The sequence below is a fragment of the Spirosoma flavus genome (genome assembly GCF_054778555.1).
Genome location: NZ_BAAGZL010000002.1, coordinates 508084 through 520610 on the forward strand (window position 1 = coordinate 508084; position 12527 = coordinate 520610).

The window sequence follows — 12527 nt, forward strand, 5'->3', positions numbered from 1 at the left end:
TTACCAACTCTGTGACAAAAGTAGGATCTTGCTAGTTACCAGCCCATTAGAAGAGAATTAGATTTTTCTTAGATTAAGCTTAGAAGATCAACTAATACTTCGGAGCGCGCTTATATTATAAGTTTGTTAAAGTGGTAAACCCAGGCTGAAGCCAGCGATTTCACCTTACTTTTCTCTTCACTTTTACCCTCATCCATTTTGATGATTCGAGGGAGTTCTAAAAGAATTTATCGATCAAATAACAGATTGTTAAGTGCTGTCCCAATCCGACGATTTCGTAATCTGTCCTGTAATTTTACCTAAGCAGTATAACTATAAATAAGCCTTCATGTTTGGTGAAAGAAACTTCACCTACTGCACTCAAACATTGATTTTTAGTTTCTTTTTAAAACTTCAAACAGATTCTATATCACGGATAGTTATATAAAAGATGGATTCAATCTCCATCATAGGGTTTTCATTTTCTAACTATTAAATGCCATGAAAAAAATTGCACGTAACAACCATTTGACTCAGTTGCTCATTGCATTAAGCTTGAGTATAACCCTTTCCTACGGGCAAATCCGATTAGGTCCTCCAACAGGCACACTCGATGGATCGTCCAGTCTGGATGTCGAATCAGGTCCGTATCCTACGGGCAGTGCGTACCGGGGCTTACTACTACCTCTGGTTAACTCAACACAACGCGGACAAATTGGGGCTCCTGCCAAAGGCTTGATGGTCTTTAACACGTCTACTAACCAGGTTGAAGTCAATACAGGTACCTCAACTGGCCCCATCTGGACCCCTGGCGGAGCAGGAAGTGGTGGCGGGAGTTGGTCACTTACGGGTAATGCGGGCACAAATGCGAATAATTTCCTGGGCACGATAGATGCTAACCCGCTTATTTTCAAGATTTTCGGCTACAAATCGGGAATAATTGACCCGATTAACTTTAACACAGCCTTGGGGTTCCGATCTCAGGTCAATATGCAGGGGAACTATGCAGCAAAGCAAGGATTTGCTAATGTAGCGTTCGGTTATCTTACCCTCGAAGCGAATACAACAGGATTCGACAATACAGCACTTGGTACTACGGCACTTTATACAAATACGACCGGTGAAAATAACACTGCAGTAGGTACAGGTTCAATGGCTCGGAACACAACAGGTAGTTTTAATGTCGCTGTTGGAGGTAATACGTTGCCTTTTAATACTACAGGTTACTCGAACATGGCTATTGGGGTAGATGCGCTGGCAGAGAATGCCGACGGCCATGATAACGTAGCAGTTGGCGGTTCTGCCCTGTTAGTTCATCACGGTGGTGAAGGTAATACGGCCGTAGGTAATCTTGCTCTACGTCAGCTTAGCTCGGGTATCTTCAACACTGTTGTAGGCTTACTGGCAGGTCAGTACAGTGTAACGGGCGATCGCAATACGTTCATTGGTGTGGATGCTGGGCCTGCCAGTGGTAGTGGCGTCGTCAGTAATGCTATTGCTATTGGCAACGCAGCTCGCGTGAATAGCGGCAATTCGAACGCTATAGGCTCGCAAGCCGTCGCGAGTGTTGGTAATGCAACCGCCATTGGTGCATTGGCCAGAGTGAATGCCTATAATTCAACCGCTCTTGGTTTTAATGCTGCCGCCAATTCACCCAATACGATTGTACTGGGCGACGCTAACATTACCACACTACGTTGTAATGTGCAAACCATCTCCTCCCTGTCGGACCGACGCATCAAAGACAACGTCAAAGCCAACGTGCCCGGACTGAATTTCATCACCAAACTCAACCCGGTTACCTACAACGTAAACAAGCTCAAAGAAGCCAAACTGGTGGGCTACCCCCTGGCTAGCGTGAAGGAAGACAAAGTGCGCCACAGCGGTTTCATTGCCCAGGACGTTGAGTCGGCGGCCAAAGCGGTGGGCTATGATTTTGAGGGTGTTAAGCAGGAGGAGAACGGCAAGTACTACACGGTAGGCTATACGTTATTTGTGGTGCCTTTGGTGCAGGCTGTCAAGGAGCTCAATGCGGAGGTGGAGCGGCTGCAGGCCAAGCTGGCCAAAACCGAGAAAGAACGCGATTCGGACATAGCCAAACTGCTGGATAGAATTGCCGAAGTAGAACGAGTTCAGGCAAAACTGGCCAAGCCAGAAAAAGAGCCTAGCACGGATGTGGCCAGAGAATAATTATTAGTAATTTATTTCTTGGTATTTCGCTAAGTTTCTGGGCATTGTATAGTGATAATTATACAAAAAGTTGCCTGAATTTTATTTATTTGGGCTTTCAATTTAAACTAATCAATGCCATGCACACGAATACGCTCAACAACCATCTCAAGCACTTATGTATTGCGCTTGCTCTTAGTGTGACCAGCGCCTACAGCCAGATTCGGCTCGGTCCCCCAACTGGATCACTCGATGGGTCGGCCAGTCTGGAAGTCGAATCAGGTTCTTATCCTACAGGCAGTCCGTTTCGGGGCTTACTGTTGCCTTCGGTTAACTCAACCCAGCGGGGTCAGATTGTAGCCCCGGCCAAAGGGTTGATGATCTTTAATTCGACGAGTAATCAGGTTGAAGTCAATACGGGAACGGCAGGCGCTCCCGTCTGGACACCGGGTGGAGCAGTGAGCGGTGGTGGAGGTGGAAGTGGTTGGTTGCTAACTGGTAACGCTGGCACATCAACGAGCAATTTTCTGGGCACTACAGATAACGTACCACTTACGTTCAGAGTGAATAACATTAAATCAGGTTATATTGACCCAACTACGTTTAATACGGCATTCGGTTACCGGTCGCAGGTCAATACAACGGGTAGCGAAAATGTATCGCTTGGTTACCTTACATTGGAAGCCAATACATCAGGTATTCGCAACACGGCACTTGGTACTACGGCACTTTACCTGAACACCACAGGTAGTTACAACACAGCCATAGCGCCGGGTTCGTTGGCACGTAACACCGGGGGCAGTTACAACATAGCCATCGGCTCAAATTCATTGCCCAATAATCTTACTGGTAATTCGAATATGGCGCTGGGGGTGGATGCACTGGCACAGCTTAGCAGTGGGAGCGATAACGTAGCAGTTGGCGGTTCCGCTTTATTAGCGCAAACGAGTGGTGTACAAAATGTCGCTATTGGCAATCTAGCGCTACGGCAACTTACCAATGGTGTTAACAACGCGGCTTTGGGTCATAACGCGGGCGAGAATAGTACGTCGGGAAACTTCAATACGTTTGTAGGGGCTTACTCAGGTCCCGCGAGTGGTAATCCTGCGATTGCTAATTCCAGCGCACTTGGTGCTCAGGCCATTGTGAATACGTCCAATACGATTGTACTTGGTAACAACGGCATTACCGCACTACGTTGTAATGTGCAAACCATCTCCTCCCTGTCGGACCGACGCATCAAAGACAACGTCAAAGCCAACGTGCCCGGACTGAATTTCATCACCAAACTCAACCCGGTTACCTACAACGTAAACAAGCTCAAAGAAGCCAAACTGGTGGGCTACCCCCTGGCTAGCGTGAAGGAAGACAAAGTGCGCCACAGCGGTTTCATTGCCCAGGACGTTGAGTCGGCGGCCAAAGCGGTGGGCTATGATTTTGAGGGTGTTAAACAGGAGGAGAACGGCAAGTACTACACGGTAGGCTATACGTTATTTGTGGTGCCTTTGGTGCAGGCTGTCAAGGAGCTCAATGCGGAGGTGGAGCGGCTGCAGGCCAAGCTGGCCAAAACCGAGAAAGAACGCGATTCAGACGTAGCGAAGCTTCAGGCCAGAGTCGCTGAAGGCGAAACGGCATATAATGAGCTAGCTGCTCAGGTAAAACAAATGCAGGCGTTACTGGGTGTCAAAACGGATGCCTCGACGAAACTAGGTAAAAAATAATCATGTCTATTTCTTGCAGAGTCAGGTTAATAAGCCTGACTCTGCCAAGAGAAAATCTGTTGTTCATCAATTCTGAATAGCCTTACACAAATTAGCTACTTATAAAAACAAACGTTACTTTATACATTCCCCCCTCTGCTAACTAAAGCGTTTTACCTGATACATTATAGTAAATACATAGTAACCGATAGATCAATTTTATTAAATAATAATTTTTTCACATAAAAAAATGTAACCCAATATAGGTACTTACGTCTAAAGAATAGAAAGATTTAATTAGACAGCTATGCAAAAGATATTAAACGTAATCATGGTAATTTCGGCGGCCTTTTCCCTGTTCATCTGCTTCTACAAAATGACTGGAAATGACAGTTTAAACCTACTTAACACTGAGGCTTCATCAGTTCAGGTTAAACCGGTTTCTAGCGGAGATGGCGTACGGCCTCAGTTTGCAAAAGCCAACATCAGCAATACTACCACTGAAAAACAGCGCAATAATCGCATCGGTATTTAAGCACCAATTCATATTGTCAATGTCACGTAGATAGCCCTGAATAGGGCTATTTTTATTTTCATCCGGTTCTACCGCCCAGCGCTCCATTAGGTTAATGGCTTTTAATGCTTTTACTTCACTACGTTCTCAGCTAATACCTGATTCACAGATGAAAACTACACGCAGACATTTTTTACGCAACTCGGCCCTGTCAGCTGCTGGTGCCGGACTGATCCATCTTCCCTCTCCCGAAGCTATCGCCAGCCAACGGAAACAGGTTTCACCCAATGATAAATTACAAATCGGTGTAATCGGCTGCAATGGCATGGGCTGGTCTGACCTGCGTTCACATTTGCAGATGAGCGACGTAGAATGCGTGGCGCTGGCCGATGTTGACCAGAGCGTACTCGATAAACGAGCGGCCGACGTCGACACGATGCAGCACAAAAAACCCCAGCTCTTTAAAGATTACCGGAAGATGCTGGAAAACAAAGACATTGACGCTGTTATCATCGGCACGCCCGACCATTGGCACTGCATGGCCATGATCGACTCACTGTCGGCTGGCAAAAATGTGTATTGTGAAAAACCGCTCGCCAATAGCATTGAAGAATGTAACCTGATGCTGGCTGCAGCTCGTAAGTATAACAAAATTATACAGATAGGTCAGTGGCAACGTAGCGGTTCGCATTATGCCAAAGCGATAGAGTATATTCGTTCGGGCAAATTAGGAAACATTCGTCTGGTTAAAGTGTGGGCCTATCAGGGCTGGATGAACCCCGTTCCGGTTAAGCCCGACAGTGCTCCGCCGGCCGGTGTCGATTACGACATGTGGCTCGGACCGGCTCCCAAACGAGCCTTTAATCCCAACCGTTTTCATTTTAATTTCCGGTGGTTCTGGGACTATGCCGGTGGTTTGATGACCGACTGGGGTGTTCATGAAATCGACATTGCGCTTTACGCCATGAATGCCAAAGCCCCCAAATCAGTGATGGCTTCGGGTGGTAAACTTGCCTACCCCGACGATGCCTCCGAAACTCCCGATACGTTGCAGGCCGTTTATGAATACGAAGGCTTTAACATGCTGTGGGAACACGCGACCGGCATCGACGGCGGTAATTACGGACGTACCGAAGGCATCGCATTTATCGGCAATAACGCTACGTTGGTCTTGAATCGCGACGGCTGGGAATTACTGCCCGAAACAGAAACGAAGAATGGTATCAAAGTGTATAAAGTAGAAGATATTCCCAATCAGGTACGTAACGGCGATTATCTGGGCGAACACACCAAAAACTTTGTGCAGGCGATTAAAGCGAACGACCCCAGTATCCTTAAATGCGGTATAGAAACAGGTAGCATTGCGGCCATCAATGCGCATATGGGCAACATCGCCTATAAAACAGGCCGTAAGGTTTACTGGGACGCCACTGCCAAAGGTTTCAAAAACGATACGCAGGCCAACGCGCTGATAGCAGCTCATTACCACAACGGCTGGAAATTACCCGTCGTTTAATCAATAACAAGTGGAGCATAAACAATAAAAAAGATGGTTAAAGACGTACCATTTTTATTGTTTATGCTCCATTTTTCATTACGTCCCGAACACCTTCTGGATTTTGGCTGATACGTCACTGAACGATTCTATACAGTAGAATTCGCCACTGGTAGTCAGAATTTTACAACCTTGTCCAGCCGCACTATCTACTTTTATAATGTGATTGGCATTGATGATGTATTCATCACCCGATTTTGCATCTATAGATTTTTGCAGAATCAGGAATGGGTTCATAGTCTTATGATTTAACGTAGTGATAGTTAGCTACTTTGCCAGCTATGACGTATTAATCGATGCCATCTCAAAATGTTCCGGTTATTGCGGTTAAAAGTTGCTAACTTACTTGAGGGCAGCCGAACCTTACTATGAATACATCCTACAGCAAACGATTTGGCCTTTTTCGAAACTCCGCCGTCCGACGCGAACTGCAAACGCTCGACCCCATTCGCGATCATCAGCGGATGGTTCATTTATTGACGGCCTATGAATTTCCGTTCGACATGACCCGGGCGCTCGAACTGGCACTTTTCCATACGTACGCCAGTCCGCGCATATCGGGTTTGCTGGCACGTACCGGCGAATTTACTAACCACGGACAGAAACGATACGATGACACCAGCCGACTGATTGCTGAATTTATGGAATCAGGCTACGACAGCGAGCGAGGTAAACGAGCCATCGCCCGCATGAACTGGATTCATAATCAGTACAATATCGACAATGCCGATTACCTGTTTGTGCTCGCTACGTTCGTTTTTTATCCTACCAACTGGATAAACGATTACGGTTGGCGGAAACTGACATCATCCGAAGAACTAGCATTATTCTATTTTTTTCGAGAAGTGGGCAAACGTATGAACCTCAGTAACATACCCGATACCATAGCTCAACTATCAGCCTTTACGGACGATTACGAACGTCGTTATTTTCGGTATACTGAAAGCAATCGCAACGTAGCAGACGCTACCGTGAATATTGTAAAAGGCTGGTTTCCTGGATTTTTACATGGGCTGGTACGTCCTACGTTTGCGGCCCTGATTCCCGACAAACTACGTATCGCGTTCGGCTATAAACGGCCAGCCGATTGGTTTATATCCTTGACAAAAAGCGCACTATGGCTCCGAAAATGGCCGCTACGTTGGATTACATTTAAGAAATACCCAACCCTGATCGACAACTCGACGTATCGCTCTTACCCGACCGGCGCCCCCGAAATTGAATCCATTGGTCCTGAATCAATGGGTAAGCAACCCACTGCCCACACTAAATGAAAATGATACCAATCGAATTTTGGGCTCACGGCAACCTGATTCAATTCCCAAAAAAGGCGCTCTGGTTACAGCATCATGGCCAACAGATATTTTCTGGAAATCCTGCAAAAAGCCAGCTAACGTAACTTTATGCCAGTGTTTAGCAGGCAAAGTTGATCACTTTGCCTTCGTTTTTTTCTCTTCGTTTTTCCAGACATAGGTACCTACAGCGCCAGCCGGTAACGTAGTCGAAACAGAGTTGTTACGTAGAGCGATGACGAATTTCTGCGGGGTTCTACTATCATTCAGCACGATGAGAGTTACCCCTCCTTCCGGAGTTTTAAACGCTACGTTGGGCAACGATTTTAACGTATCAGACGCGATACGTACCGAACCTGGCCGCACAAATTTAGAGGCTATTGCTACGTTGTAATAAGCCGGGTTGCGTTTTACCGTATTGCCTTTAATAGTCAACGCGCCCAGACATTCGGTACAGCCGCCCGGCGTATGTGGTTTTTGTTCCGGGTCAGCCGCTAGATTCCACTGCAACACCGTGCGGCTCCAGTTGCGGGTGCCACCAATAATAAGTTCGCGAACGTGCCAGACCAGATCCCCTTTCAGATTGCCAGGTGCGCCGATCCACTGTTCGGTGAAATACAGGTTTTTGTCGGGATAGGCCTTGTGTACCTCCGAAAGCGCGGTGATGGGACCGGCATACAGGTGAAAAGCAGACCCGTCCACATATTTCCGGGCTTCGGCATCGTTCAAAATCGAAATCGGGTAATCAGGTCGGTCGGCGTTGTGGTCGTACAGAATGATTTTCGTTTTGATACGTGCCGCTTTAAACGATGGTCCCAGACTTTTTTTGATGAAGAGCGCCTGTTCAGCCGGTAACATCAGCAGGCTTGGGTTATTACCCGGGTGCAAGGGTTCATTCTGAATGGTAATGGCATCGATGCGAATTCCTTCTTTCGCCATCTCCTGAATGTATTTCACAAAATAGCGGGCATAGACGTCGTAGTACGTTGACTTCAAGCTCCCTCCTTTCGAATTTCTGTTACTCTTCATCCAGGCTGGGGGCGACCAGGGGGAACCCAGAATTTTAATAGCCGGATTTATAGCCAGAATCTCTTTTAAGACCGGAATTAAATGCTCCCGATCGGGGGCCAGACTAAATTTGGCCAGCGTTGGGTCGGTTTCGCCAGCCGGTACGTCGTCGTACGAGAAAACGCGTTCGTCCAGGTCCGATGCGCCAATACTCAGGCGTAAATAACTGACGCCAATACTTTTTCCAGTTGTCGAAAACAATTCGTTCAGCAACGCGGCACGGGCTTTGGCTTCCATGCCATGAATCAGCATAGCGCTGCCTCCGGTGAGCGTATACCCAAATCCGTCGATCGTTTGATACGTTTGCGTGTCGTCAATATGAATGGTTTCTCCACTCGCAGTGCCGCCTGACATTGACAATGAAGCCTGCTTCACAAACAGAATCGACTTGTTGGGATCAGTGAGCCAGTATTCGACCTGGTTACTCGTTTTTTTAGAAACCGACTGACCGAAACACAACGTAATGACACTGAAAACAAGTGTGGTTACGGAAAACAGGGAACTTATGAACTGCGTCATAGAGAGGTAATTTGACTTCAATTTACTGCCGAAGCAACTGATACTGGTAAACTATTCAGGTAAAAAACCCTCCCATCATAATGTGTAACTTTTTGACGGCTAGCCTCTACAAAACATTAATATGCTGATTATCAGTAGACACTTAAGGCGAACGTGCAAGCTGTTAATTAATAGCCATTGCTTAATTCGTAAATTAGATTCTTACGTATCACCTCAACCAGCTTATTTTATGAGCTAATTTTTCAGGCGCTGCACTCGGTGTGCTTAGTTGTGCTTTAGGATAAATTAAAGGATAAGCGACTATTAATCAACTTACTGGTGAAGCTCATTATTAAAATCATACCGTTAAATTAATTGAGCAAATCAGCAGTTGAAGGATCAGTCAGGATAAGTACTTTAGCCAATTAATTTTTAGCCACATTCTTATATGAGTCCTGAAATTAAAGTTGGTCTCCCAGTCAGAGCACTGTCGAGTCCTTTGAATAATTCTCTTAGTATAGAAGCCTATGGATCAAGCGGCTATATCCGCAAAGTCGATACAACAGGCGTTTCTATTTATCTGACCCACGGAAGTTTCAGAAAGGTGCTTGAAATTTTTGTACCGAATTATCTATACGGTGAAAATTTTTCAGAAGATTTATACGGCGTTTACGACGCACCTCTTTACAAAAGCCCGATTTCAACGCATTATCGTAAAATTTATCCCCAAGATTGTCGAAGTTAAGAGACACCTCTTTTTTGTGTTTTTTCTTAGCTGACAACCTTCTCTTTGCGTATCTTTTTTCGAGGGCTCAGGGCTATGTGCTGCAATTCGTAGTGAATTCCCTGAGCCTTTGCTGTTTCGCGGAAATCGTGCAACATGTTGAAAATGTCATGATCGATAAAAGGGGCTTTATGACCGTCAATCAATACGTCGTCGCCGGATTTGAGCTGACCCAGCGCTTCTTTTAACTGCGGTTTGCTCAGAAAATACATGTCTTTATCGAACTCAATCACTACTTTCCGCCCATCGCGCATGACTCGAAACGTGGACTGAAAGTTTGTATATAGAACGAACCCGATTCCAACGACAGCCCCGAATGCAATACCGATTAGCAGATCGGTAAAAATGATACCTATTACTGTGATAATGAAGGGAATAAACTGACTCCAGCCGTCCCGATACGTCTTTTTGAAAATAGCGGGTTTCGCCAGTTTATACCCAACCATAATTAACACAGCAGCCAGACACGACAACGGAATCATGTTCAGCAAAGGACCTCCCAGAAATACGGCAATCAACAGAAAAATACCGTGTAATATGGCTGAAACGCGGGTTCTTGCCCCGGCATACACATTCGCCGACGTTCGGACCACCACCGACGTAACAGGCAATCCGCCAATCAACCCTGACAACATATTACCTATCCCCTGCGCAATCAGTTCCTGGTTGGTAGACGAAACCCGTTTTTGTGAGTCGAGCCGGTCAGAAGCTTCGAGATTCAGAAGGGTTTCGAGGCTGGCTACCAAGGCAATCGTACCTGCAACGCCATAAACCTGCGGATTCTTGAGCTTACTAAAATCTGGGAAATCGAAGATCGAAAACACACTTTTTCCAGGCGCGATAGTCGGAATCTGAACCATGTGCTGGTGTGCCGTATCGCCTAGATACCATTCCGGAACCGCTGCCCGAAAAAACTCATTCAGGGCAACTCCACCCAAAACCACCACGAGCGGTGCCGGGAAATTTTTCAACACAGCTTTAGTGCTTTTGCCTACTGTCTGGTCCCAAAGAATTAAAAAAGCCAGCGAAATCAGGCTAATGACCACAGCCCCTGGACTGGCCGTTTCGATGGCGCGGTAGATTTCAGAAATTGTATTTTCGCCATCGGCCAGCTGCTGAAATTCGAATTCACCCTCATAGTCATTGTCGCGACCCAGCGCGTGTGGTATCTGCTTGAGAATGATTACAATACCGATTGCCACCAGCATTCCTTTAATCACACTATCGGGGAAGAAACTACTAAAACGTCCGGCCTTAATGATGCCTAGAACGAACTGAATAATCCCGGCCAGTACTACCGCTACCAGAAATGATTCATAAGCCCCTAATTTTGTAATGGCATCGGCCACTATAACGGCCAGCCCAGCCGCCGGCCCACTAACACTAACCTCCGAGCCAGACAACGTACCGATAATGATACCGCCAATCATACCCGCTACCAGTCCGGAGAATAAAGGTGCTCCGGAAGCCAGTGCAATGCCCAGACAAAGGGGCAGGGCTACCAGAAAGACAGATAAACCCGCTGGTAAATCCTGTCGTAAGTATTCAGATTTGTATGTACTCAGCGTGCGAAAAGGGCTTACTTTTTTCATGAAAACGGTATTGATCAAAGGTGGTTTAGTTTAAAAGCCTTGACGCTATTCGTTACGTTTAATTCGATTCAATGTAACTCTTTATGCATTAGGCATAATGCAAAATTAGAAATTAATTAAAGTTTGATTAAAAGTTGATTAAAAACTTATTTGACTGTTGATTAACATCTCTTTAGAAGAGCGGAAATTCATTCAGGCCAACCTCCGCGCTGATGTTCAGGCACTGCTGCTACGTACGCAAGCCACAGATGGATTGGCGATAAAAAAACTGGCCGCTCAGATTAAAGCCCGCCAGAAAGCCCGCGAAAAACTCCCGATCTGGTACGCCAACGACGAGCTGATTTTTCCACCTGCTCTATCCGTCGAGCAGGCTTCGTCGGAGGCAACTGCCCGCTACAAAGCGTCATTGGTGAACGGGAACATGCTACTTGATCTAACGGGTGGAATGGGGGTCGATACGTGGGCGTTCGCGCAACGTATCGAGCGCGTTGTCTACGTGGAGCAGCAACCCGAACTGGCCGAACTGGTTGCTTATAACCTTCCGCTGTTGGGTATCACAAATGTTGACGTTCGTACTGGCGACGGTCTGGCATTACTCAACGAGAAAAATCTGTTTCCTGACCCTGCTGACTGGCTGTACCTGGATCCTCATCGACGTAATGAGCAAGGAGGTAAGGTAGTACGTCTGGACGATTGTGAGCCCAATCTGGCTCAACCGGGCCTGGTGAAGAAGTTGCTGGAAAAGTCCACCAAAATTTTAGTGAAGGTTTCTCCGTTACTTGACATCAATACTGCCGTCAGACAATTACAGAACGTGGAATCGGTACATGTTGTAGCTATACAGGGCGAAGTGAAGGAAATTTTGCTTACACTTGGTAATCAGTCAGTTTCAGAAAATAATATAAAATCTAACGCTGTTAACTTACTTTCAGAAGGTCCGGTTGAGCTGAGTTTTTACCGACATGAAGAACAACAGGCGAACGTTATGTTCGGAAATCCGCTCCGGTACATTTATGAACCGAATGCTGCTGTGCTGAAAGCTGGTGCATTTCGGTTGATAGCCGAACGGTTTGGTCTGACGAAACTGGCACCCAATAGCCATCTGTACACAAGCGATACGTATCAGCCGGCTTTCCCTGGCCGCGCCTTTGCTTTGACGGACATGATTAAACCTGATGCCAAAACGCTCAAATCGGTAGTACCGGACTTACAGGCAAATCTTACCGTGCGCAATTTTCCGCAGACAGTGGCAGCGTTGCGGAAACAATTAAATTTGCGCGAAGGGGGAACTACGTACATCTTTGCAACCACCCTGTTCAACGGGGATAAACGTTTACTGATTACTCATAAAACAGACACGTTTTCAACCTAGTTAC

At 46.4% G+C, this 12527-nt stretch carries 10 protein-coding genes; 7 read left to right on the forward strand and 3 right to left on the reverse strand.

Features of this window, described 5'->3' with window-relative positions; translation table 11 throughout:
- Positions 1-480: 480 nt before the first annotated feature.
- The 4 genes from ACYVF1_RS11155 (at position 481) to ACYVF1_RS11170 (ending at position 5878) form a co-directional block, all read left to right on the forward strand.
- Positions 481-2169, forward strand: coding sequence for a tail fiber domain-containing protein (locus ACYVF1_RS11155; RefSeq protein ID WP_461078621.1), 1689 nt, complete (start codon positions 481-483; stop codon positions 2167-2169).
- Between the two features lie 119 nt (positions 2170-2288).
- The gene (locus tag ACYVF1_RS11160) at positions 2289-3869 is read left to right on the forward strand and encodes a tail fiber domain-containing protein (RefSeq protein ID WP_461078623.1); all 1581 of its coding nucleotides are present in this window, start codon (positions 2289-2291) and stop codon (positions 3867-3869) included.
- A gap of 286 nt (positions 3870-4155) precedes the next feature.
- Positions 4156-4383, forward strand: a complete 228-nt coding sequence (locus ACYVF1_RS11165) for a hypothetical protein (protein WP_461078625.1) — start codon at positions 4156-4158, stop codon at positions 4381-4383.
- Between the two features lie 148 nt (positions 4384-4531).
- On the forward strand, positions 4532-5878 hold the full coding sequence (locus tag ACYVF1_RS11170; protein WP_461078627.1) for a Gfo/Idh/MocA family protein: 1347 nt from the start codon (positions 4532-4534) through the stop codon (positions 5876-5878).
- A 78-nt stretch (positions 5879-5956) separates the two neighbouring features.
- Here ACYVF1_RS11170 and ACYVF1_RS11175 read toward each other — a convergent pair whose 3' ends face one another.
- A complete protein-coding gene (locus ACYVF1_RS11175) occupies positions 5957-6154 on the reverse strand; it encodes a hypothetical protein (RefSeq protein ID WP_461078629.1) in 198 nt (65 codons plus the stop codon).
- Between the two features lie 131 nt (positions 6155-6285).
- Between ACYVF1_RS11175 and ACYVF1_RS11180 the strand changes: the two genes are divergently transcribed.
- Positions 6286-7191, forward strand: coding sequence for an oxygenase MpaB family protein (locus ACYVF1_RS11180; RefSeq protein ID WP_461078631.1), 906 nt, complete (start codon positions 6286-6288; stop codon positions 7189-7191).
- Positions 7192-7347: 156 nt separating this feature from the next.
- Here ACYVF1_RS11180 and ACYVF1_RS11185 read toward each other — a convergent pair whose 3' ends face one another.
- Positions 7348-8796, reverse strand: coding sequence for a glycoside hydrolase family 30 protein (locus tag ACYVF1_RS11185; protein WP_461078633.1), 1449 nt, complete (start codon positions 8794-8796; stop codon positions 7348-7350).
- Between the two features lie 427 nt (positions 8797-9223).
- Here ACYVF1_RS11185 and ACYVF1_RS11190 point away from each other — a divergent pair, with 427 nt between their 5' ends.
- The gene (locus ACYVF1_RS11190; RefSeq protein WP_461078635.1) at positions 9224-9520 is read left to right on the forward strand and encodes a hypothetical protein; all 297 of its coding nucleotides are present in this window, start codon (positions 9224-9226) and stop codon (positions 9518-9520) included.
- A 26-nt stretch (positions 9521-9546) separates the two neighbouring features.
- On the opposite strand, the gene ACYVF1_RS11195 is transcribed toward ACYVF1_RS11190, so the two are convergent.
- Positions 9547-11151, reverse strand: a complete 1605-nt coding sequence (locus ACYVF1_RS11195) for a SulP family inorganic anion transporter (protein ID WP_461078637.1) — start codon at positions 11149-11151, stop codon at positions 9547-9549.
- Positions 11152-11308: 157 nt separating this feature from the next.
- Here ACYVF1_RS11195 and ACYVF1_RS11200 point away from each other — a divergent pair, with 157 nt between their 5' ends.
- Positions 11309-12523, forward strand: coding sequence for a THUMP-like domain-containing protein (locus ACYVF1_RS11200; protein ID WP_461078639.1), 1215 nt, complete (start codon positions 11309-11311; stop codon positions 12521-12523).
- Positions 12524-12527: the final 4 nt, after the last annotated feature.

Bases quoted from the DNA above. Each gene is read 5' to 3' on its own strand.
- ACYVF1_RS11155 (WP_461078621.1), top strand. From the start codon at position 481: ATGAAAAAAATTGCACGTAACAACCATTTGACTCAGTTGCTCATTGCA.
- ACYVF1_RS11160 (WP_461078623.1), top strand. From the start codon at position 2,289: ATGCACACGAATACGCTCAACAACCATCTCAAGCACTTATGTATTGCG.
- ACYVF1_RS11165 (WP_461078625.1), top strand. From the start codon at position 4,156: ATGCAAAAGATATTAAACGTAATCATGGTAATTTCGGCGGCCTTTTCC.
- ACYVF1_RS11170 (WP_461078627.1), top strand. From the start codon at position 4,532: ATGAAAACTACACGCAGACATTTTTTACGCAACTCGGCCCTGTCAGCT.
- ACYVF1_RS11175 (WP_461078629.1), bottom strand. From the start codon at position 6,154: ATGAACCCATTCCTGATTCTGCAAAAATCTATAGATGCAAAATCGGGT.
- ACYVF1_RS11180 (WP_461078631.1), top strand. From the start codon at position 6,286: ATGAATACATCCTACAGCAAACGATTTGGCCTTTTTCGAAACTCCGCC.
- ACYVF1_RS11185 (WP_461078633.1), bottom strand. From the start codon at position 8,796: ATGACGCAGTTCATAAGTTCCCTGTTTTCCGTAACCACACTTGTTTTC.
- ACYVF1_RS11190 (WP_461078635.1), top strand. From the start codon at position 9,224: ATGAGTCCTGAAATTAAAGTTGGTCTCCCAGTCAGAGCACTGTCGAGT.
- ACYVF1_RS11195 (WP_461078637.1), bottom strand. From the start codon at position 11,151: ATGAAAAAAGTAAGCCCTTTTCGCACGCTGAGTACATACAAATCTGAA.